The following is a 23562-nucleotide window of genomic DNA, read 5'->3' as shown; positions in this document are numbered from 1 at the left end:
ATATGGAGGTACTTCATCATATTTTACAGATTGCATTAGAATATTATTGGATTCCCTTACTCATCCTTTATATTGGTGTAATCGGGACGATTTTGATCGAAAACCGTAATCCTTCCAAGACCATTGCCTGGATTATGGTCATTGTTTTCTTACCTGTCGTCGGTTTGCTCAGTTACTATTTCTTTGGTCAGAAGTTTAAGAAGGTCAAAAGGATGAAACGCGTGTATCGCGAGCAGTCCAAAAAGCTACTGGATGCCTGGCGTAAGGAATCCGAAATTATGGAGGAACATATCGATACGTTAAATGAGCGGATCGGTAGTTTGGCCATGGTATACCGCTACCTTAAAAATCAAAAGATCTCTACTTTTTCCCTCAACAACGATGTCACCCTGTTTATCAATGGGGAAGAAAAGTTTCCAGTACTTATAGATCGCCTTAAAGCTGCGCAGCATTCCATTCACATGGAATATTATATCTGGGAAATGGATGAAATAGGGCAGGAGATCTTACATATTCTAGAAGAAAAAGCAAAAGCTGGGGTCACCGTACGTCTGATATTGGATAGTTTTGGTGCTCCAGATGTAATTAAATATTTACGGCGGCATAAACCCGATTTTGTGTTTCAAGCTTTTCTTCCAGTAACCTTTAGTTCCTTGGCGAATAGCAACTACCGAAATCACCGCAAGATAGCGGTGATCGATGGGAAAATAGGTTTTGTCGGCGGAATCAATATTTCAGATCGGTATATCAATAACGGAAAAAATGAGATTTACTGGCGGGATACGGCGATGATGGTTGTCGGCGCAGCAGTAAATACGTTGCAAATCCAGTTTTGGAACAGCTGGAACCAGACAGATGAGGAATCGTTTGAATTGGGCCGCGGTTATTTAAACCGATTTCCTCTTACCGATGAAGATGCGAGTGGAGTAGGATTTACAGCCAGTGATCCTGGATCGCCAGCGCCTTTCAATATGGAAGCAATTATTGCCGGTATCAACGAAGCAAAAGAATATGTACAGTTGTGTACACCTTATTTTATTCCCAGCGATCAATTGACGACTGCTTTAATGCTCGCGGTATCTTCCGGTGTCCGTGTGGACTTGATGTTGCCGGCCCAGTCTGATTCGTTTTTTGTACAGCATGCCTCCTTCTCATTTATAAAACCACTACTGGAAAGAGGAGTTAATGTATACCTCTATACAAAGGGATTTCTGCATGCCAAAACCATCTGCATTGATGGGAAGCTGGCCTATATCGGTACGACAAACTTGGATATCAGAAGTTTTTACATCAACTTTGAAATCTCGGGAATTGTATCGGATAAAGAGCTTTGCGACCGTCTTAATGCACAATTTTTGGCTGATATCGAAGTTTCAGACCTGATTACAATTCGAAAGTGGATGCAGCGAAGCCGCTGGAAAAGAGGAGTAGATTCTATCTGTAGGCTTTTGGCTCCATTGCTCTAATTACTTTTAGCGCGTCGGAAATCGTCCCATGAATAGGTATAATAAATGTTAAAAATACCCCAATGCGGTTGGTCTTTGCTCAAAATTGAATATATTTAGCTATTCATTTTTTATTCTAAGACTTTCAATGAAGCACATAAAACTATTGACTTTATCGATAGGACTGTTAGGAATAGGGACCACTTATGCCCAGACTACACCTACATTGCCTATTAATACAATCGTAGAACGAGTTCAGAAATATTTTCAGGTTTACCCAGTTGAAAAGGTACATTTACATTTCGACAAGCCTTATTATGCTGTAGGGGATACTCTCTGGTTTTCAACCTATTTATCCCGCAATTTGGCCGAATATGAGCCGAGTAAAATAGCTTACGTGGAAGTGCTGAACAGTCGCGATTCCCTGATTCAGACACTAAAAATTCCATTGGATAAAGGGGTAGGAAATGGGCAGATTGTACTTGATCCTCAATTTATGTCTCAGGACAATTATCGCTTTAGGGCCTACACAAAATGGATGGCCAACTTTGATAATGCTTACTTTTTTAACAAAGTGGTGCCAATCGGGGATGTAATCAATAAGAAATTGATTACGAACATTGAATTTCAAAATAACATTGGTGGTAATAAAACCCAAGCTGTCATACAGTTCCGCGATCGTACGGGAAAACCGATGATCAATTCAAAAATCAATTGGGAGTTTGTGTCGGGATGGGAAACCTTCGACAAGGGCAAAGCTGAGACCGATGGGCTGGGGAAAGTAACCATAAACCTGTCTGCAAAAGAAAAGGCAAATCTGGAGAAAGGACAACTGAAGATTAGCATTCAGGAAAATAAAAATGAAAAACCTTTGTCCAGTTCCTTCTTGCTCAAAAATGCCTTGTGGGATGCAGATGTGCAATTCTTTCCTGAAGGGGGTGATATTATCGCTGGATTGGCCAAAAAAGTTGCATTTAAAGCCATTGGATCCGATGGTAAGGGGCTAAAGGTAAAAGGTAGTATTTTGGATTCAAAGGGCAAGTCGGTAGCGGAGTTTGCAGACTTTGGAACTGGAATGGGCTATTTTTCTCTTCTGCCGCTCGCAGGAGAAAATTATCAAGCTGTTGTGAAGTTTGAGAATGGACAGGAGCGCAAATACAAATTGCCGGCTGTTGTCAGTGACAAGGCAAATGTTGTTTTTGTAAAACAGGATGCCACGAATGCGGAGTTTGCCGTGGTAACTAGCGAGGAGAATTTTTCAAAGAACCCGGGGCAATCTTATTATGTTTTGGTTCAGTCGAATGGCCATCTCTGTTTTGGCGCACAGGTGAATTTAAAATCTTCGTCTGCATTGGTCAATATTCCGAAAGAGCGTTTGCCAAATGGTATTGTTCAGGTAACCTTATTGAGTCCGGACGGAAAACCTATCAGCGAACGCTTGGCATTTGTTCAAAGTGAAAAGCTTTTAAATATTCAAGTTACCAGCGATAAGCAAAGCTATAAGGCTAAAGACTTGGTCAATCTTAAACTTGCTGTGGACAACAATGGGCAGAAGTTCCCCGGAAGCTATTCAGTCGCTGTAATAGACGAATCCAAAGTTCCTTATAATGATCAGGCAGATCTCTCTATTGTGAGCAACTTTCTGTTGACTTCGGACCTCAAAGGAAATGTAGAAAACCCAAATTCATATTTCGATGAAAAGAATCCCAATCGGGATAAAGCGCTGGATGCACTATTAATGACACAGGGATACCGTCGATTTGACTACCCGACACTTATATCGGAGAAGTTGCCACAGATCAGTTTTCTTCCCGAGCAAGGAATTGAATTATCCGGTATACTTCGGATGAATACTGGACGCCCTTATCCAAATGGAGGGTTACTTTTATCGGTTCCTTCGCGTAATATTAAGAAAGACGTTTATACGGATCAGAATGGACGATTCACCTTTAAGGATCTTGTGTTCCCGGACTCGTCTAAAGTAACGGTTAATGCCCGCTCTAACGACAATTACCGGAGCCTGGTTATTAATATGGATCAGAGCTTTTACCCGGAGATCGATAAGAATAATGGCTATAAAAGTTATTTTGTGCCGAATATAGACCAGGCTTTTGCTCCTTATTTGGCGAATAGCCGAAAAGAGTATCGAAAATCGATCCTTCTGGATGAGGTCGAAGTGACAGGCGTAGTGAAGAAAGCAATCACCAATAAAGATTTTCCATCTATTTCGGGCTTATCCATGCCGGAACACCGTATTGAACCCGAGCGTTTGACCGGTTGTAACGTGTTGACCATGTGTCTTCAAACGGTATTGACTGGCATTACTTATGATCCGCAGACATTGAAATATTATGTTTCCCGCGATTATAATGCGGGGGGACGTACGCCTGTTCAGTTCTTTCTGAACGGTATGGCTATTGATGAGCCTGGATTGAACAGCATCAATGTCGCGGATATCGAAGGAATCGAAATCTTCTTACGTGATGAATTGGGAACAGTCTCCAGAATGTATCAAAATAATGGTGTTGTGTCCATTTATACGAAAAAAGTGGAAGCGAAGAAGCCGCGAATGTCATTGAGTGAAATTGAGAGCATGTTGCCAAAATCAAATGTGATCGATATGTATCCTCTAGGTTATATTAAAGAACGCAAATTCTATGTTCCAAAATACGATACGCCGGAAAGAAAGGCTGTAAACGATTTGAGAACGACCATTTACTGGAATCCGAAAGTCTCAATCACAGAGACGGGGGAAGCTGCCATTCAATTTTATAATGCCGATGGAAATGGAAATTACAAGGTCATCGTCGAGGGAATGGATCAAACAGGTAACATTGGCCGTAAGGTTATAAATTACGGTGTTCAGCCTTAAGCCTTGCCTATAGGAGTTCATGAAAAAAGAACGCTGTGCTCAGTAACCTGGGGACAGCGTTCTTTTTTAACAAAAAAACACCCCCTTGATGGGCAAGGAGGTGCTAACTAACCAATTATAAACCTAAATTATGAAAAGTATTTTGTCGCTATTAAAAGCGTTAATCTTCTTATTTATAAAGTATATTTCAAATCCTATGCCAAATAGCGTTTATGGTCCTTTTGGCAGATTTTAGTTAACTTTTTGGATCATTTACTTATTCAAGCCGAAATAACAAGGTCTACACCGTGGTTCATAAGCTTCTTTTTCACCCAAAAGCACGGTTTCCGTATCCTTGGTCAGGCGGTAGGAATAATTCGCTGGAGCGCCACATTGCATGCAAACCGCATGCACCTTCGTGACGTGTTCGGCTACTGCCATTAAATTGGGAATTGGACCAAATGGTTGCCCTTGAAAATCCATATCGAGACCGGCAACGATCACCCAGATACCACTATTTGCCAATTTGACACATACCTCTGTCAAACCGTCATCAAAAAATTGTGCTTCATCGATTCCGACAACTTGGGTCGATGAACTTAAGAGTAGGATCGCTGAAGAATGATCAACGGGTGTTGATGGGATGCTATTGCTATCGTGAGAAACGACCAACTTTTCATCATATCGCTTATCAACCGCTGGTTTAAAGATTTCGACATTCAAACGTGCATATTGTGCTCGTTTTAGCCTGCGAATCAGTTCTTCAGTCTTGCCCGAGAACATCGATCCACAGACAATTTCAATGCTACCATATTGTGCGGGGCGCAAAGCCAAATTATGTTCGGAAAAAAGCATTTGATTAATTTAATTTTGTCGGAAGGTCCGCAAATAAGGTGATTTTTGTAAAATGACCTCCCATTATATTCTGTTTTTGACACCGCTAATATCAGAATTAAATATTAAATTTGGGTAGCAAAAATTGGGCGTAAATCCAAATATTTCTAAATCAAAGGATTGGGTTTTCCACTTTTTGATCGGTTGCAGGTATAAGTGTTATAAATAATTAATTGGTGATTTCAAATAGAATTATGGGTACTAAAGAGGAAATTTTTAATACGATAGGCGATTTATTACAGGATTTAAATGGACAGTATCTGACCTTGTCGGAACAGGGCAGCTTGTCCGAAATTAACGAATTAGTAACACTAGAAGCGAAGGCACAGGCTGTGGCTGCCTACATAACTTTACTTAAGACCAAGGCCGTTCTTCAGGGAGCTCAATCGCAGCATACGTTAAGTACTGCTGCCTTAGACAGTAAGAAGATTGCTTTCAACGACTATTTTACACCGCCTTCCACCCTTAGATCTTCAGCGCAGCAAGTTGTTGCTGAACCCACTGAAAGCGAGATTCAAGAAGCTCAACCAGTTGAAGATTTCAACCGTGGAAATGAAGAAGCCATTGTAGCAAATGAAGAAACCAGTGTGGAGGAAAACGAAGTCCCATTTGTTTCTGAACGTGAACCTGTAAAATTGGAAGAGCCAGAAACCTCATTTGTTTCTGAAAGTGAACCGATACAATCGGGAGAGCCTAGCCCTGCAATTGCTGAACCTGTCGCTCCGCCAGTTGTTGCAACGCCACCGGTTTTTGAGGCTGCTCCAGTGGAGGAATTAGCTTATCAGGCAGAAAAGGAAGTTACAGCGCAAGTTGAAGAACCTACTGTCTTCGTTACAGAAGTCATCGAAGAACCAAAAGAAGTCGTAATTGAGCAGCCGCAAGAAGTGTTTATTCAGGAAGAAATCAATACGGTCATTGAAGAAGCTCCCGCGAGACCATTGACCTTAAATGAAATTATCTCTCAACAGAAGCAAGCTGGCGTGCAGAACCGTGTTTATCAGGTAAATCAATCTGGACATAGCGATAAACTCACAGATATTAAAGCAGGAATAAGCTTAAATGATAAGCTCTTATTTATTAAGGATTTGTTTAATGGGTATAGTTTAGCGTATAGTGAGGCTGTCGAATTATTGAATAGATTTACAAGCTATGCGGAAGCGGATGCATTTTTGCAGACAAATTATGCGATTAAAAATAAATGGACAGATAAACCGCATACCGTTGAAAAATTATACAACGTCCTACGCAGAAGATACAACTAAAATTCTAAAGTATAAAAAAACAGCTCCCGTTCTACTGGAGCTGTTTTTTTATACCTATATTTTTGGTTTTTTAGCTTAGTTGAAATTGTAGCCAATCGTTTCCTTCATGACCATACACAAAATACTTTGGCTGAAGAATTTCGGCTAAAGATTCAAGTTCTCTCAAATAATTATATCCGGGAATCTGTGCAAATTGTTTATTGGTCATGATGAAGACCTGATCGAGCTCGATAGCTTTGGATGATGCGATAGCTGCCGAATTCAACAATTGTGGAATTTGGATAAATGTCTGTTCTCCCTGACCGATGACAATGATTTTATCGGCTTCATTTTCTGTTGTAACTGGAATACCACCGGCTATTTTTATGGCTTCCTGCAGATAGGCAGAACGGTTTATTTCAAGCGGCTGTATTTGGTCCAGTACCAATACCTTGGGCCTGTCAGTAGCCGAAATAAACTTAAGCTTATGGATAAGAATACTTGTTTCGTCTTCAATTTTTTCAACCAGTTCAACTGTTTTATCAATGGCATCGAGATCAGTCCCGATACGTTTGATATAGGAGATCATATCGTCAATGTCGACAAGTTGAGGGCGATCTGAAATTAATGTGTCGTAGGTTTCAGCTGGAATAGCTGCCGGATTTAGGTCCAACTGGTCCAAAATATGGGCGACTAGTTTTTCTTGATTGCTTTGCATGTTGCAAAAATACAAAACCTTCCTGACTTCGCAGACACCAAGAGCAATGAAAGCGAACTGAAGGTTCTTTCTGGCCAATAAGATCAGACAACCTTCAGAAAAAAAGGGAAGCATTGGCGAAAGTAAATTAGCAATAGTAGGTATGCGCAGATTTTTGTAAATTGGCCTGAAATAAATGATATAAATATGTTTGACAAATTATTTCAAGCCCAGCAAAAGGCGGAGGAAATCAAGAAAAGATTGGATTCAATTTCTGTGTCTGGTGAAGTGGAAGGTGGTTTAATCCGTGTGGTAGCGACAGCAAACAAAGAGATAAAAGAGGTTACCATCGATCCTGTATTTTTATCAAACGCAGATAAGGAAGAATTGGAGGAGTTGCTTGTGGTTGCTCTGAATAAGGCAATTGCGCAAGCTGAGAATATCAGCCAGGCTGAAATGCAGGCAGCAAGTAAAGATATGTTGGGTGGACTAGGAGGACTAGGCGGATTATTTAATCAATAGCGATATTATCATGAAAGCAACTTATTACGGACAGTCTTGTGTAGAGTTTGATTTTGACGGAACGAAGGTTCTTTTAGATCCATTTGTTACTTATAATCCACTTGCAAAAGAAATCGATGTAAATACAATTAAACCGGATTATATCTTTTTAAGTCATGGACATCAGGACCATGTGGCCGATATGGCGACAATTCAAAAAAACAGCGATGCCACTGTTTTAGCGATTGTTGAAACTGCAGGCTGGGTGAGAAGACAGGGCGTACCTGACGATAAGGTGATCGAATTCAACTTGGGCGGAACAGTTCAACTGCCTTTTGGCACGGTCAAGATGGTGTATGCTGCACATACCAATAGTACACCTGATGGTCAATACGGCGGGTTTCCTGTGGGATTTGTCTTCCATGTAAAAGGCAAAAAAATTTATTTTGCCGGCGATACCGCACTGACTATGGAAATGAAATTGCTGGCAGACATGAACCTGGATTGGGCATTTTTACCTATAGGTGGGCACTATACAATGGATGTGGATGATGCAATTAAAGCGGCTGAGTTTGTGAATTGTGCTCGGGTAGTTGGTATCCATTACGATTCATTTCCGCCAATAACGATCGATAAACAACAAGCTTTGGATAAATTCCAAAATGAGGATATTTCATTGTCATTGCCGAAAATCGGTGCAACATTTGAACTATAAACACTAAAACAAAGCCGAGCTTGCTCGGCTTTGTTTTAGTGTTTTCCTGATTATATGCAGATCTCTGTTGTGTTCATTAAGACATGACAATCTTTATGAGATGACAATCTTTTTAAGATCTTCCAGGCTGAAAAGAGGGATATCGATGATTTTATTCTTCAGGATTTGTTCTTTATTTTCTTCAAAATAGAACAGCTTCCATTCCCCATTTTTATATTCTAAACTACTGAGGTTTTCAATCCAATCTCCTGAGTTCATATACGTGCAGGTTCCTTTTCGGGTAATGACTTCTTTGATTTGAGGCTGGTGGATGTGTCCACAGATGACGAAATCGTAATTTTTTTCAATCGCTAGTTCAGTCGCTGTATGTTCAAAATCTGATATATACTTGACGGCCTTTTTAACGGAGTTTTTGATCTTTTTAGAAAGAGAATATTTCTCCTTACCCATTTTATCTAGGCAATAATTAATGATATTATTGAGCTGGATAAGTTTGTCGTAGCCCCATCCACCGAGTTTGGCCAACCATTTAGAATGATGAATGGATGCGTCGAAAACGTCTCCATGAAAGATCCACACTTTTTGATTATTGAGTGAAAGAAGGAGTTTATTGCTCAGCTTGATATTACCTAATTTTAGATCGGTAAACTTGCGCAACATTTCATCGTGGTTGCCCGTGATGTAATGTACTTCTGTCCCCGAAGAGCTCATGTCAATGATTTTTTTGATGACTTTTAGATGTTCTTGCGGAAAATAGCTTTTTTTAAATTGCCAAATGTCTACGATGTCTCCATTGAGTATCAGTATTTTGGGAGATACGGACTCTAGATAAAGTAAAAGCTCTTTAGCTCTACTACCGTAAGTACCTAGGTGTAAATCTGAGATTACAAGTATATCAAGGCTTCTTTTCATTTGCAATAAATTTGTTTATTCATTTATGTCTACCAAGATGTCCTTTGTAGATTTTTTTTCTATGCGTCTGTTGAGGACTATATTTGACCTTTGCCGGATTTGTCTGAAATGAATCGATCATAAACGACCTTTTTTACCGTTTTTGAAGTTATTCTAAGCCGCAATATTTCATTTAATCAATCTGTTAACTTCTATTACAAAAAAAAGATACTTTTATTTTGTACCGATGAAATTCCTGTTATTAAATCATTAAAATGTCTTGTAAAACGGTATGAGTTAGTTAATTGGAAATTAATATTAGTAGGGAATTTTCGGTACGGAGAATATTGGCAGGTCGGAGGACTGGGGGAAGAGCAATAAAAAAGGTATCCAATTTTATTGAATACCTTTCCTTATGTTAAAGATTATTTTTCTTTTTCTATTTGGCAGTCGCTGCTGCTCTATCGATGTGGAATTGTACTAAATCGTCGATAGGGGAGCGCAAGATCTTGCCTACTTTCATTCCATATTGCTCAGCTTTTTCTGCTAATACATTTCTGAAATTGTAACCAACCGAACCGATACAGTTGAAAGTATAGCTTTGATAGTTAGGGTATTTGCTGACAAGATTTCTGAAAAATGCTTCAAAAGCTTCATCAACAATATTGCGTGTGTATTCGATATTTACATTGTTGTCATAGACAAATTTGCTAAAGCTTGCACAGAAACGATTTGGCATTGGTTTGGTATAAACCGCGTCCATAATTTCGTCCTTTGTCATTTTATACGTGTTATAAAATACTTCTTTAACATCTTTAGGCATCAAATTACGAACATAATCTGCCAGTAATTTTTTACCAATATAACTACCAGAACCTTCATCACCTAAAATGTAAGCACCTGAGTCGATGTTTAATGTGATTTCTTTACCATCGTATAGACAAGAATTTGTTCCTGTTCCTAAGATCGCAGCAAATCCGGCTTGAGTTCCTAATAATGCTCTTGCTGCTGCAAGAAGATCGTGTCCTACTTCAACTTCAGCTGTAGTAAATACTTGTTTTAAAGCATCAACAACAATTTGTGCTTTTTCCTTGTTATGAACACCTGCACCATAATAGTTTACCTCTGAGATTTTTTCAAAAGGTAAATCTTGCGGTAGTCCTTTTTTTAGGGAGTTTACAATGTATTCACTATCAACAAAATAAGGGTTGTACCCTTCTGTGTTGAAGTAGATTTTTTTATTCGAATCGTCTAACAAACACCAGTTTGTTTTTGTTGATCCCCCGTCAGCAATGATTATCATTATTGAGTAGTTTTAATTGTGTTTATCGTTATAAAATGAGTAATCAATTCATTAATCAATTCCCCGAAAATACATTTTTTAATTTTAAATATCATAATTTATCCGCTTATTTTTCAAAAAATAAATGTTTGTACTTTGGTGACTATATAAAAAAACTGGCTTAACGGTGTTGTTAAGCCAGTTTTTGAGCTGTGTAATAAAATTGTTTAAATAGTGTACTATTTACAATTAGTGAGGGGTGTTAATGGCCTCCTTCAGCCTCTATTTCATCAATATTGATTCCTTGTTTTGTTAATATTCCCTTAACAAATATCGCAAAGAAAACAACATAACAGAATCCGATTAATGGTAAAATATACGAGTTATGGATACCGATAATATCCGCTAATTTTCCTTGTATCGGAGGAAGAACACCACCACCAAGAATCATCATCACAAGAAATGCCGAACCTTGAGCGGTATATTTTCCTAAACCTACAATGGACAAACTGAAAATTGAGGACCACATAATTGAACATGCAAGACCGCCTGACAAGAAAGCATAGATTGCAATAGTGCCCGATGAGAATAGGCCAATTAACATCGCAATAATTCCAAATAATCCAAAAATAATCAATGTGCGAGCAGGTTTTTCTTTACTTAGGTAGAATGCTACAATTTGAAGAATGATACATACGACGTAATAATACAGATGTGACATCTCAAATCCTGCAAGCGTATTGACGCCGATGATAATGGAGAATGCAATCAGAGGAACGATAATCAATAATCCATTTTTAGTTGATTTACTCAAGTTAAATGCTGTAATAGCACCAGCCCAACGACCGATCATCATACTTCCCCAATACATGGATACATAAGGTGTAATTTGAGATGATTGCAAATGACCAAATTCCTTCAATGTTAATAATTCGCCGAGGTTACTACCGATTGCGACTTCGATACCGACATAGATAAAAAGCGCGAGCATACCCAAAGCCAATTGTGGATATTTCATCGCACCCCAACCTTCTGGATTTTTTTGCGCGCTCTTATTGGAGAACAATAAACCACCGATCACAACGACCAATGCTCCTGCCAACCATAACATGCGTTGCATTTCGAGTGGTTTGGCAACTTCTTTAATGTGAAGTTTGAGTTGATCGATCTGAACCTGATCTGTTAAACTTGAAACCTGTTTGTGTAACTGCTCTACCTGCAAGGCTAAATCGCTCTTATAGCTTAAAAACACTGGCGTGAACATACCAAAAAGGAGGATGGTCATAATGATCAAGGTACGTAAAGCTTTATTCGCTTTTTCCATTGGCTCATCACTAATTCCAGCAGGAACTTTTTTACTGAAATTAAATAATGCTGCAGCTAACAGGAACAATAGACCAACACCAATATAAAGATAAACAACCTTGTTTAGCGGAAGGTTGGCGATCTCTGAGTCAGAAATAGGCTCAAAAGTTCCGAATAAGGAAAACCCGATAACAAGAGGGCCTATTGTTGTACCAAATGAGTTGATACCACCGCCTAGGTTCACACGGGAAGCACCCGTTTTTGGATCGCCCAATAAAACCGCAAATGGATTTGCTGCAGTCTGTTGTAAAGAAAAACCAAGGGCTACAACGAATAGTCCCAATAACATACCAACATACAAGTTTACTTCGACAGCAACAATCATGGCTGCGGCACCCAAGGCCGAGAAAAGTAAACCGTAAACTATACTCTTTTTATATCCCCATTTTCCAACCAGGTCCTTTCCCCCGATTGAACTGAATATAAATAGTAACAATGCACCAATATAATAGGCTGTATAAAAAGCAAAGTCTATTAACTGGGATTGAAACTGGTCTAAATGAAAGTAATTTTTGCAGAACGGTATAAAAACACTGTTCCCTGCCGCAATGAACCCCCAAAAGAAAAACACAATAATCAATGTGTAGAGTGCGGGGTAATTGGTTTTAGTTTGTTGCTGTTCCATATAAGGGATCTAAAAACTTAAATTTTGAAAGGTACGAACTTATGAAAAAAAATATAAAATTCAATCTAAAAATGTTGTTAAATCGTTTTACTAGCTACAATAGTAAATATTTTTTTTGAAATATTTTGAAATAACAAAATTTGTTTTTTTCTTTGTCTAGGTTCTCAATATTTAATCCACTTCGGGTTTAAAAGAAATCATTAAGTTCTTCATCTCACTTAATCATGGAAACTTGTTTAAGTGTGTAATCAGAATTCAGAAAAAAGCTCAAAAAAAAATCCAAAAATCATACACAACACATTAATGGATATTAACGAATTAAACGCTAAACTCGTATCGGAATTGCGCGAGATTGCTAAGTTGATCGGTATCGCAGATGCTGATAAATTGCGTAAACAAGAATTAATCGAAAGAATTAGCAATACTGGTGGGGAAGAGGAAGCAGCACCAGCGCCAGCTGAAAAAGCAGCTAAAGTAGAGGAAGATAATCAGGAACATGCTGAGCGTACACGTAAACGTGTGCGGACCGTAAAAACTGCGGAACCTGTCACGGTAAGAAAACGTGAAGTTTCTGAGCATGACGAAACCCCTGTTGCAACCGAAGATACACCAGCAGCAGATAAAGGCCCCCAACCTGAAAAAGCAACACAAACTCCTAAAGCAGAAAACACTTCTTCAAGTACAGATTTCGATAATGTGATCGTTAATGAGGGTGTATTGGAGATCATGCCTGATGGTTATGGCTTCTTACGTTCATCAGATTATAACTATCTGACTTCTCCTGATGATATTTATGTATCACAATCTCAGATCAAATTATTTGGTTTGAAAACGGGAGATACGGTACGTGGTTGTATCCGTCCGCCTAAAGAGGGTGAAAAATACTTCCCTCTGGTACGGGTTGAGGCTATCAATGGACAAAATCCGGCTGAGGTACGCGATCGTGTGCCATTTGATTATTTGACACCATTATTCCCTGATGAGCGTTTAAATTTAGATATGGGTGTTGGAAATTACTCTACACGTATCATGGATTTATTTACGCCTATAGGTAAAGGTCAACGTGGATTAATCGTTGCTCAACCGAAAACGGGTAAAACAAACTTGTTGAAAGAGGTTGCAAATGCTATTGCAAAAAATCACCCAGAAGTTTATTTGATTATCTTATTAATCGATGAGCGCCCTGAGGAGGTTACTGATATGGCGAGAAGTGTACGCGCGGAAGTTGTTTCTTCGACATTTGATGAGCCGGCTGACCGTCACGTTAAAATTGCAAACATCGTGCTTGAGAAAGCTAAACGTATGGTAGAATGTGGACATGATGTCGTTATCTTGTTAGACTCGATTACAAGATTGGCACGTGCCTATAACACAGTGGCGCCTGCGTCAGGTAAAATTTTGTCAGGTGGTGTGGATGCGAATGCTTTACACAAACCAAAACGTTTCTTTGGTGCTGCCCGGAATATTGAAAATGGTGGTTCATTGACGATCTTAGCAACAGCATTGACAGATACAGGTTCTAAAATGGACGAAGTTATCTTTGAGGAATTCAAAGGTACAGGTAATATGGAATTACAGTTGGATCGTAAGTTGGCAAACAAACGAATTTTCCCTGCGATCGATATCACCGCATCGAGTACACGTCGTGATGATCTATTGACTGACAAAGAAACATTACAACGTATTTGGGTACTTCGTAACCACTTATCGGATATGAATTCTACAGAGGCCATGGAATTTTTACAAGGTCAATTGCGTGGAACTAAATCAAATGAAGAATTTTTGATCAGTATGAATGGGTAATCCCATCAAATTTTGATATTTTAGCCATCATTTTTAATCAAATGATGGCTTTTTTTATAAAATAGATCCTGTACATGAAAAAACATATCCCAAATCTGCTGACTTGTCTAAATTTATTTAGTGGCTGTATCGCTGTATTGATGGCATTGCAAGGCAATATTCAAGTTGTCACTATTTGCGTATTTGCTTCCGGGATATTCGATTTTTTTGACGGAATGGTAGCGAGACTACTTCATGTTAAATCGCCAATAGGAAAGGAGCTGGATTCGTTGGCTGATATGGTCAGTTTTGGTTTTTTACCTGGGACAATCATGTTTACCTTGTTGACAAAGGTATTTCCTGATGGTTCTCTGTTACCTTATTTAGGGTTTATCATTACTGTTTTCTCGGCTTTACGTTTAGCAAAGTTCAACCTGGATGAGCGCCAAACTTCGGATTTCATTGGTTTGAATACGCCAATGAATACATTTTATGTGCTTTCTCTACCTTATATCGCAGACAAATACCCACAATTGGTTTTAAATCCGATTGTATTAATCGGTAGTGTTCTTTTAACCAGTTATCTTTTGGTAAGTGAAATTAGGTTGTTTTCGATGAAATTTAGTTCGATGGATTGGAAAACGAATAAATTTCGCTTCATATTTTTGATCCTGACGCTGATCTTGTTTATTGTTGGTCAATTTATGGCTTTACCGATTATTTTAATTTTATATTTCCTATTATCAGCATTGCATTTTAATAAAAAAAACGATCTGGTTTAGATCGTTTTTTCATATTGTTCCAATTCAAATAGAAGCTCTTTCATTTCAATATCGATAACACCAAAAGTGGCCCGAAGGCTGTCAAGAGATGCTTCGTTCTTTGAATTGGTCTCTAATTCCTCAAATTTTTCTTTTAAGTGAAAGGCACCGATATAGTCCATTGTCGGTTTGATGTGATGGGCTGTATCGCCAATCTTTTGAAGATCTCCCTCAGCCACTGCTTCGCGGAGCTTGTCGAAATCGACAGGTGTTTGAATAAGATACATGGATACAAATTGTTTGATTAAGTCTTGGTTGTCAAACATGTTTTGGTTGATCAGTTCAATATCGATATGGTTCATCGTCGCTAATTTTCTTTACAGGTAAGTCGTCTTTGCATTTATTCAATAAATATACGTTATTTTTTTTGTAAACGGGATGGATATAGGCTGGTGCTATTTCCACTAAAGGCTCCAGTGTAAACCTGCGATCAGCAATAAAAGGGTGTGGAATCTGCAACGATGGCAGATCGATAATTTCCTGGTTAAAGTAGAGTATATCAATATCAATGACTCTTTCACCCCATTTTTTTATACGGATACGTCCTAATTCCTGTTCGATGTGTTGTGTCAGGTTTAAGCATGCTAAGGGCTGTAACCGGGATGCCACTAAAACGACCTGATTTAAAAAGGGCGGTTGGTCTTCAACTCCCCAGGCTGCTGTTTCATAGATCGAAGAAGCTTCAATAATTGCTCCAACATGTGTTTCAAGTTGTTTTCTCGCTAGATCAAGCTGTTGAAAACGATCCCCAAGGTTAGTGCCCAATAGTATATAAATCTGATTCATGATGCTAAATTAAGATTTTGTGAAACTTAGTTGTTTGAATTTCGGCTATTTTTTGGATTTAGTGTATTAATGGTCTATGGATATGTAAATTTCTTTCAGGCTATGAGCCTTAATTTCGCGAATAAAATGTGGGGTAGATGAAATAAAAGACTGGGTGAATAAAAAATATTGCATTACCTTTAGTGAAAATAAGTCTTTTCACAGGAAGATCGATTATGGATCGGATTTAATTACAAAATATGAAATCATTTTTTAAGTACGTACTGGCAACAATTACGGGGATTGTGATCTCTTTTGTTGTGTTGTTTATTGTTTTGATGGGGATTATTGGGGCCATCATCAGCTCGGCATCCTCGGATCAGGAGATTGTTGTTAAAAGCAACTCGGTTTTATACCTATCCTTTGATTATGATATTTCAGAGAGAAGCGAAGCGAATCCTTTGGGTAGTCTCAATCTTCCAGGTTATTCCACTAAAAATATTGGTCTAGACGATATTTTGGCGAGGATCAAGTATGCGGCGACGGATGGGAATATTAAAGGGATCTATTTAGATGCTAGTCATATCGGAGTTGGCTTTGCAAGTTTAAAGGAAGTGAGAGACGAACTTTTGGCTTTTAAGAAAACCGGGAAATTTGTTGTTGCTTATAATGCGGGGTATGACCAAAAGGCCTATTATGTAGCGAGCACCGCCGATAAGGTTTACGTTAATCCGCAAGGGACGATTGATTTTAAAGGTTTGGCAAGTTCTACGATGTTCTATAAAGACCTTTTGGACAAGGTTGGGGTGGAGATGCAAATTGTGAAGGTAGGTACATTTAAAAGTGCTGTTGAGCCTTTCATTTTAAATAAAATGAGTGATCCCAATCGCTTGCAGGTAACATCATATTTGGGAAGTATATACAGTACCTTTATTAATGAAATAGCAGCGAGCAGAAATATTGCTGCCGATTCATTACGGGCTATTGCGAATGACTATCGTGTCCGGGATGCGGACGACGCGGTAAAATATAAGCTTGCAGATGCCAAGTTGTATAAAGACGAACTTTTATCGGATTTGAGAAAACGTTTGAAAATTTCGGAAAAGGATGAGATATCGTTTGTTTCCCTGTTGGATTATAATAAAAAGTTAAAAGATGATGCGAGCGGATCTGAAGTCGCGGTTCTTTATGCTGCCGGAGAAATTGTTGATGGTGAAGGAACAGGACCAGGTCAAATCGGTGGTGATAAATTCTCCCGCGAACTACGAAAATTAAGAGAAGATGATGCTGTTAAAGCTGTTGTTTTGCGTGTGAATTCACCAGGAGGATCTGCTTTAGCGTCCGATATTATTTGGCGGGAGGTTATTTTGACCAAGAAAGTGAAACCCGTAATCGTGTCGATGGGAGATTTAGCTGCATCAGGTGGGTATTATATCTCGGCGGCAGCAGATTCGATATTTGCTGAACCAACTACAATTACAGGATCTATTGGTGTATTTGGTGTGATTCCTAATTTCCAAAATCTGATGAACAATAAAATTGGAGTGCATTATGATGGTGTAAAGACGGGTAAGTTTGCTGATTTGATGACTTCTTTCGATCGGCCGTTGACAGCAGAAGAAAGGGATATCATCCAGCGGGAAGTGGATAAAGTATATGGTACATTTACTAAAGTTGTTGCAGACGGCCGTAAATTATCCATTGCTGATGTAGATAGTATTGGGCAGGGAAGAGTTTGGACCGGTGCGCAAGGTGTGAATAATAAATTGGTTGACCGTCTCGGAAACTTGGATGCCGCTATTCAGGCTGCCGCAAAAAAGGCCAATCTGAATAAATATAAAGTGTCCCAATATCCGGAGAAAGAAGATCCTTTTACCTCGATATTAAATAATTCAAAAGAAAAAGTCCAAGTTTGGATTGCAAAAGAGCAAATGGGCGAATATTATCGTTATTTTGATGTCGTGAGAAAAGCTACAGCACAGACGGGGGTGCAGGCGAGAATGCCTTATAGCGTTGAGATTCACTAGTAATTGATTCGTAAAGGAAGTCCAATCGTGGTATGGTTGTAGGTGATTATAATTTATAACGATGCCGGTAATTCTTACGTTGCGTGCGGAGAAGTTCGATCCAATGTACGGATTGCCATGAATAAATAATTATTTCTAATGAAAGCAAATGCTTTTTTTTATATTTAGCTGTTCGTTTGACAAAACGACCTAATCCCAAATCAATAAAGTTACAGAATGAAAACAGTAGACGATTTAAATTTTGCAGGTAAAAAAGCCTTGGTACGTGTGGATTTCAACGTGCCTTTGGATGAAAATTTCAATATTACGGATGATAATCGTATCCAGGGAGCGGCTCCAACAATAAAGAAGATCTTGAACGATGGTGGAAGCGTGATATTGATGTCCCATTTAGGAAGGCCAAAAGATGGTCCTACTGATAAGTATTCATTAAAACATATTGTTGCTCATCTTTCACAGGTTTTAGGTACTGATGTTCAGTTTGCCAATGATTGTATCGGTACAGAGGCCGTAGAAAAAGCGGCAGCTTTACAAGCTGGTCAGGTTTTATTGCTAGAAAACCTTCGCTTCTATAAAGAAGAAGAAAAAGGAGATGTTGAATTTGCTGAGAAGTTGTCAAAATTAGGCGATATCTATGTGAACGATGCTTTCGGTACAGCCCACAGAGCTCATGCTTCGACAGCAATTGTTGCGCAATTTTTTCCAGGAGCTAAATATAGCGGTTACTTGATGGCTGCAGAAGTCGGAAATGCAGAAAAAGTATTAAACAATCCGGTTAGACCATTTACGGCTATCATGGGTGGAGCAAAAGTTTCTGATAAAATTCAGTTAATTGAGGCCTTATTGGATAAAGTTGACAACCTTTTAATTGGTGGAGGTATGGCTTATACGTTCATCAAAGCTAGAGGGGGTGAAATTGGTCAATCATTGGTTGAAATCGATAAACTTGATTTAGCGAATGAGTTGGTGAAAAAAGCGAAGGAAAAAGGTGTAAACTTGGTTATTCCTACGGATGCTCAGATTGCAGATGCATTTTCCAACGATGCCAATGTATATGATGGACCAAATGATCAAATTCCTGCAGATTTGCAAGGTCTGGATATTGGTCAGGAGTCTGCAGCAAATTTCGCTGCGATCATCAAAAATTCTAAAACAGTTCTTTGGAACGGTCCAATGGGTGTTTTTGAATTTGATACCTTTGCAAAGGGTACCAAAGCTGTAGCTGATGCTGTTGTGGAAGCAACGAAGAATGGGGCATTCTCTTTAATAGGAGGTGGTGATTCTGCTGCTGCGGTAAGTAAATTTGGTATGACTGAAGATGTAAGTTACGTCAGTACAGGTGGTGGTGCGCTTTTGGAATACATGGAAGGAAAAGTTCTTCCAGGGGTGAAGGCACTTGAAGATTAATATAAATCAAAATCTTTAGAAAGGGACAACATAGGTTGTCCCTTTTTTATTAAAAAAGATCGATGTTTTGTACGAAACTATGGATGTAATGTCAGATTAAATCAATTATCTGTTAAATGTTTGTGTAGCACTGGTGAGTTTTTATTGTATTTGCTAAATTTATCATGACATGGTTATATATGCAGATATTGATGGATGCTAATAAGAGTAAAGAAAAAGATAGTTCTGGTTTTTTTTCGGTACTGACGTATAATGTAGCGGGGTTGCCTGGGATTATTTCCTCTGCGATTACAGGAAGAAGCAGAAGTATTGCTGAAATTGGAAAGAAGATCAATCCTTTTGACATTGTTAATGTACAGGAGGATTTCAATTATAATAGAAGTCTATATTGGGGCGGTAATTCACATCCATATCGCACAAGAACCAAGGGACGTGTTCCCTTTGGTGATGGTCTCAATACCCTGTCTCATTTTCCGATGACCGATGTTGTCCGTGTGCCCTGGAAAAAACGTACAGGAGCCGATTTTCTGACACCCAAGGGCTTCACCTTAGTTCAGATAGAAATCGTTCCTGAAGTCTGGTTGGATGTTTATAATGTTCATGCAAATGCACAAAATAGCAGGAAAGCTTCAAGTGCACGCCGGGATAATCTCAATCAGCTACGTGATTATATTGGAGAGCATTCGAGTGGTAAGCCACTTATTGTAATGGGTGATTTTAATGCACATTATAGTTTTTGTGATGATAACCTGCATGATTTTATGGATTCCACAGCATTGGTTGATAGCTGGGTTGAGCTCGAAAATGGAGGCTTAGTGCCTGAGGTGCGACATGAGTTTAAGCCGCCACATATGTTGTCTATCAGCAATCAGAGCGAATCTATCGATAAGATCCTCTATCGGAGCAGTAGTCACCTCAGTCTTGCTGCCCGGGATTATAAAATAGAAAATAATCTATTCACCAATGTCAAAGGATTGCCCTTATCGGATCATTATGCCTTGGCACTGAATTTTAACTGGGCGATTCATCCTTAAGCAGCTTATCCTTAATAGGTGTAGTTTAAACTGAAAGTTGGAACTACACGTTGTGTTGTCGTGTTGTCATTGATATAGGTACCCTTAACGACGAATTCGAAATCTGGAAGTGGGTATCTGAAAGCATTGAAATCAAGCGACAGATAGGCTCCAAAGCTTTTTGGTGAGATCTCCCTGTGTTTGTGTATATTTTGATAATCGGCAAATATTCCTCCTTTTACACGTTTAATATAGGCTAAAGATCCTAATCCAAGGTCGGGATAAGCTATAGGGAAACGATAGTTGACCAACACCGTGTTTTTTATTTTTTCATATTTGTAGTAGCTAAATCCACTCACAAGAGGGATATCGTTGATGTATTGATAAATTCCTGATCCTGTTTGGGCGCTCAATCTAATTTGAAAACCGTGATTGCTCATAAATCCAGGTAGATAGAATACTGTTCTTGCTGATAAAATTTCACCTTTTGCATTGTTTTCAAAAGGCGTATGTCGGTAGGTGACACTAAAATTTTGTCCCCATCTTGGGTAGAGGTCCATATTGGCCATTCGAGCATTTCGATTGAGGTAAAGCTGATAGGTCAAGGGAAATGCAGTCTCATAATTAAAGTTCTTGACGTCTGTGCGGCTAAGGTCATAGCGCCGTAGATAGGCTGTCGCCAGGTTGAATCCAGTGGAGTAGACGTAGTCTCTTTTGTAAAAGGAGAGCGGGATGGAGATCTGTGAAGATATATAATGCTCGCGCCAGTCGAAACGGATGCTACTGTCAGGTTTGTTAGGGATGCTTGCTGCTGCAATTTGCCCTCTGTTTTCATAGCGTAGCGAGAATTTTGGAAAGTACTTGTTGTAGGTAAGTTCTGCCGAGTATACTCCTTTTCGAATGTCGGTGTCATATTCATACCCCAGAGCAATTTGTGTGGTGTTTAAGATGTTGTTTGATAACCAGAAGACTCCTGGTTTAAAATTGTCGAAGCTTTCAAAATTGCTGCTACTTAGCGAAAGACTATGAAAATTGAACGTTCTGCCCAGTCCACGATAGGGTACAATTTGGTAGTGCTGACTAGTATCTACGGAGACTGCAGCGATATTTTTTACGCTGTCTCTGGTCAATGCGGTGGCGTAATAATGCGAAAAGTAATCCGTTTCTGGGTCGATATCAAATGCGGTATCGATAGATGTCTGGGCGATCTTGTAGCCGTTGTACTGGTAGTCGTTGAAGAATAATTGCCTTGTATCGTTATCGTAAAAAGGGTTGAACGCGCCAAATTGTGCCTTTGTCAAAAGCTGTTTCTTTCCAGATAGGAGGTCGATGCTGTAAATATTATCTATACCGTTGAAGTTAGCTTTTGTGATGATTTTCATACCCGAAAGGTATTGCGGTCTTTCATATTGCTGGTTGTCCCAAGGTGTTAGGTTGGTGATTTTGTCATTTTTCAGATCGATTTCACACAGTGCGGTTCCGGATTCGGATAATCGTATTGCTATTATTTTATCGTCTTTGGGGTTGAAAGCAGGGTGTTGCAGCTGTTCGGAATTGCCTATTTTTATCCGTTTGATGATGCTATTGTTTTTAAGGCTTATGAGCGTTAGATAGCTGTCGTTGGATAAATCTACCTCAACGCAGGCAATGGTTTCGTCTAATGGGCTTAAAATGGGTGAATAATATCTCGTCTGTTTGCTGAGCTGGCTAATTTTACCTGTTTTGAGATCCATGACATTGATAACGCTGTATGTTCTTTTGTTGAAACGCGGATCTTTATGGAGCTCGTCCCATACGATGTAATTGCTGTTTACGTCAAAATGTGGTGTTAACTGTATGCCAGTTTTAGCGAGCCTATTTTCTGTTTTTGTTGCCACATCATACGTGTAAATTGCGTTGGTCTTTTGTGGGTTCTGCTTAATGAAATAGATCAGACCGTTCTTGTGTTTTGGTAATAAATTGCTGTTGTAATAGCTGTCGTTTTTCTTGTCTATTTCTTTGTATTTCTGGTATTGATAGTCGCTTGTTTTCTTATTCCATATGGTCTCTAAATTTGCTATTGTTTTATTGTATAAGTAGGCACTATTTCCTCCAATTTTTTTCTTTAAAACACGATTGATATTATAGGGATATAATGGTTTTTTGTTCAGCTCCGAAAAGAGGTCGGCTTCATAATTCGAAGGTAATTCCGACTTTAAAGTGGAGGTCATCAGATAGCCGATTGTATAGTAACTCGGGACTATATCTTTATAGGACCCCAATAAATATTTATTAAAACTATAGCTGTGATTCGATTGAAAGTTCGCTTTGATGGGCATTTCAAAAGCGGGTAATCTTCCTCGCCCTCCCTCCGAATATATGGTTTCTGTAAGGGTTGCATCGCCTTCAAAATACCAGGAAGGAACGGTCAGTCCGTAGTAGGCAAGGGCTAATTGTTCAAAAAATGGCGCGCGTAGTTTTCCTGTCAATTTGTCAAATTGACTTACGTGTCTTGACTCGTGAAGGATCAAATTGGGTAGCCAGGTCTGGTTGTCGGGTTCTGCGCCTGCGGTGCTGTACAGTTCAGATTTACGTGGAGACAGCTGTACAAAACCATTCGTTTGTAGATTCGTGTTATGGATAATGAATGGAATTTTCCGCGGTGTTATTTTGTAATTTCTAGCAGTTGTACGCAGCGATCGGTTAACCTGGTCAGCTAGGGTAGGGGCCTTGCTCTTCATTTCCTCAGGGAAAATTAGTCGAAAATTCTTGGTTTCAATTTTATACCATTTTTGGCTTAAGGGCGCTTGGCTGTCTTCAAAAAATTGAGCAGAACTTTTTTGTGAATATATTATTAATGATAATAATGATAATATGTTGATAATTATGTTTTTATGTTTCATTAATTTTTGTATATCGAGTGTTTGCTATTTTTTTTAGTTTTATTATTCCTATTTATATGAACTTTAACTTCTGTTTAAAATTTATTTATATTTGAATAATAGGCTTTTATGATTTTTATGATTTACTTCTTTTTACTATTTTTTTCTGTAAAACAACCTGATGATATTGGGCTGTTCTGAAAAAAAAGCACTATATTGAACAGGTTAAAGTATACGACGAATATACTTAAATAAATAGCGATTCTAAGACTGCGCCGAGAAAATTTGTCTGTTTTTTTTGTGGAAAAATCAGACGTCTATGGGGTGTTGCTTTGGGAGTGTGCTGGCGAGTTGGGTGTGGCCTGATTCATTTTATTGG

The 23562-nt window shown here is 38.8% G+C and carries 18 protein-coding genes; 10 read left to right on the top strand and 8 right to left on the bottom strand.

Annotated features, from left to right (window positions below):
* The first annotated feature begins 2 nt into the window (after positions 1–2).
* Both cls and B2O97_RS25070 read left to right on the top strand, forming a co-directional pair.
* The gene (gene cls, locus B2O97_RS25075) at positions 3–1466 is read left to right on the top strand and encodes a cardiolipin synthase (protein WP_115047677.1); all 1464 of its coding nucleotides are present in this window, start codon (positions 3–5) and stop codon (positions 1464–1466) included.
* Positions 1467–1593: 127 nt separating this feature from the next.
* Entirely contained in the window at positions 1594–4317 is a 2724-nt protein-coding gene (locus B2O97_RS25070; protein ID WP_112374196.1) for a carboxypeptidase regulatory-like domain-containing protein, read from the top strand.
* A 252-nt stretch (positions 4318–4569) separates the two neighbouring features.
* Here B2O97_RS25070 and B2O97_RS25065 read toward each other — a convergent pair whose 3' ends face one another.
* On the bottom strand, positions 4570–5151 hold the full coding sequence (locus B2O97_RS25065; RefSeq protein ID WP_070570435.1) for a thymidine kinase: 582 nt from the start codon (positions 5149–5151) through the stop codon (positions 4570–4572).
* A 233-nt stretch (positions 5152–5384) separates the two neighbouring features.
* On the opposite strand from B2O97_RS25065, the gene B2O97_RS25060 reads away from it, so the two are divergent.
* Positions 5385–6452, top strand: a complete 1068-nt coding sequence (locus B2O97_RS25060; protein ID WP_070570436.1) for a hypothetical protein — start codon at positions 5385–5387, stop codon at positions 6450–6452.
* Between the two features lie 70 nt (positions 6453–6522).
* Here the strand turns inward: B2O97_RS25060 and B2O97_RS25055 are convergent, their stop codons facing one another.
* Positions 6523–7149, bottom strand: coding sequence for a hypothetical protein (locus B2O97_RS25055; protein ID WP_139145107.1), 627 nt, complete (start codon positions 7147–7149; stop codon positions 6523–6525).
* Positions 7150–7335: 186 nt separating this feature from the next.
* On the opposite strand from B2O97_RS25055, the gene B2O97_RS25050 reads away from it, so the two are divergent.
* Complete coding sequence (locus B2O97_RS25050; protein ID WP_046671896.1) at positions 7336–7650, top strand: YbaB/EbfC family nucleoid-associated protein; 315 nt, start codon at positions 7336–7338, stop codon at positions 7648–7650.
* 10 nt (positions 7651–7660) lie between these two features.
* On the top strand, positions 7661–8344 hold the full coding sequence (locus B2O97_RS25045) for a metal-dependent hydrolase (protein ID WP_070570440.1): 684 nt from the start codon (positions 7661–7663) through the stop codon (positions 8342–8344).
* 93 nt (positions 8345–8437) lie between these two features.
* On the opposite strand, the gene B2O97_RS25040 is transcribed toward B2O97_RS25045, so the two are convergent.
* The 3 genes from B2O97_RS25040 to B2O97_RS25030 form a co-directional block, all read right to left on the bottom strand.
* Entirely contained in the window at positions 8438–9256 is an 819-nt protein-coding gene (locus tag B2O97_RS25040; protein ID WP_046671898.1) for a UDP-2,3-diacylglucosamine diphosphatase, read from the bottom strand.
* 418 nt (positions 9257–9674) lie between these two features.
* The gene (locus tag B2O97_RS25035) at positions 9675–10538 is read right to left on the bottom strand and encodes an N-acetylglucosamine kinase (protein WP_046671899.1); all 864 of its coding nucleotides are present in this window, start codon (positions 10536–10538) and stop codon (positions 9675–9677) included.
* Between the two features lie 241 nt (positions 10539–10779).
* A complete protein-coding gene (locus B2O97_RS25030) occupies positions 10780–12507 on the bottom strand; it encodes an MFS transporter (protein ID WP_070570442.1) in 1728 nt (575 codons plus the stop codon).
* 303 nt (positions 12508–12810) lie between these two features.
* Between B2O97_RS25030 and rho the strand changes: the two genes are divergently transcribed.
* Positions 12811–14310: a transcription termination factor Rho gene (rho, locus tag B2O97_RS25025; protein WP_070570498.1), complete on the top strand. Its 1500-nt coding sequence runs from the start codon at positions 12811–12813 to the stop codon at positions 14308–14310.
* Positions 14311–14384: 74 nt separating this feature from the next.
* Positions 14385–15071, top strand: coding sequence for a CDP-diacylglycerol--serine O-phosphatidyltransferase (gene pssA, locus B2O97_RS25020; protein ID WP_070570444.1), 687 nt, complete (start codon positions 14385–14387; stop codon positions 15069–15071).
* Here pssA and B2O97_RS25015 read toward each other — a convergent pair.
* A complete protein-coding gene (locus tag B2O97_RS25015; protein ID WP_115047813.1) occupies positions 15068–15412 on the bottom strand; it encodes an Hpt domain-containing protein in 345 nt (114 codons plus the stop codon). The genes pssA and B2O97_RS25015 overlap by 4 nt on opposite strands.
* On the bottom strand, positions 15393–15896 hold the full coding sequence (folK, locus tag B2O97_RS25010) for a 2-amino-4-hydroxy-6-hydroxymethyldihydropteridine diphosphokinase (protein WP_070570448.1): 504 nt from the start codon (positions 15894–15896) through the stop codon (positions 15393–15395). Before folK ends, B2O97_RS25015 begins: the two co-directional genes overlap by 20 nt.
* A gap of 239 nt (positions 15897–16135) precedes the next feature.
* Between folK and sppA the strand changes: the two genes are divergently transcribed.
* From sppA to B2O97_RS24995, 3 genes are all read left to right on the top strand, one after another.
* On the top strand, positions 16136–17902 hold the full coding sequence (sppA, locus tag B2O97_RS25005) for a signal peptide peptidase SppA (protein ID WP_115047815.1): 1767 nt from the start codon (positions 16136–16138) through the stop codon (positions 17900–17902).
* A gap of 216 nt (positions 17903–18118) precedes the next feature.
* Positions 18119–19309 carry a phosphoglycerate kinase gene (locus B2O97_RS25000; protein ID WP_070570453.1) on the top strand — a complete coding sequence of 397 codons (1191 nt, stop codon included), beginning with the start codon at positions 18119–18121 and terminating at the stop codon, positions 19307–19309.
* A gap of 164 nt (positions 19310–19473) precedes the next feature.
* A complete protein-coding gene (locus B2O97_RS24995; RefSeq protein WP_083296135.1) occupies positions 19474–20343 on the top strand; it encodes an endonuclease/exonuclease/phosphatase family protein in 870 nt (289 codons plus the stop codon).
* A gap of 11 nt (positions 20344–20354) precedes the next feature.
* Here the strand turns inward: B2O97_RS24995 and B2O97_RS24990 are convergent, their stop codons facing one another.
* Positions 20355–23042: a hypothetical protein gene (locus B2O97_RS24990; RefSeq protein WP_286768336.1), complete on the bottom strand. Its 2688-nt coding sequence runs from the start codon at positions 23040–23042 to the stop codon at positions 20355–20357.
* Positions 23043–23562 lie beyond the last annotated feature (520 nt).

Origin of the sequence: Sphingobacterium sp. UBA865, assembly GCF_002295765.1 — a bacterium.
Taxonomy (GTDB): Bacteria; Bacteroidota; Bacteroidia; order Sphingobacteriales; family Sphingobacteriaceae; genus Sphingobacterium; species Sphingobacterium multivorum.
The sequence above is the reverse complement of the archived record's forward strand: the minus strand, read 5'-3'. Positions and strand labels throughout refer to the sequence as shown.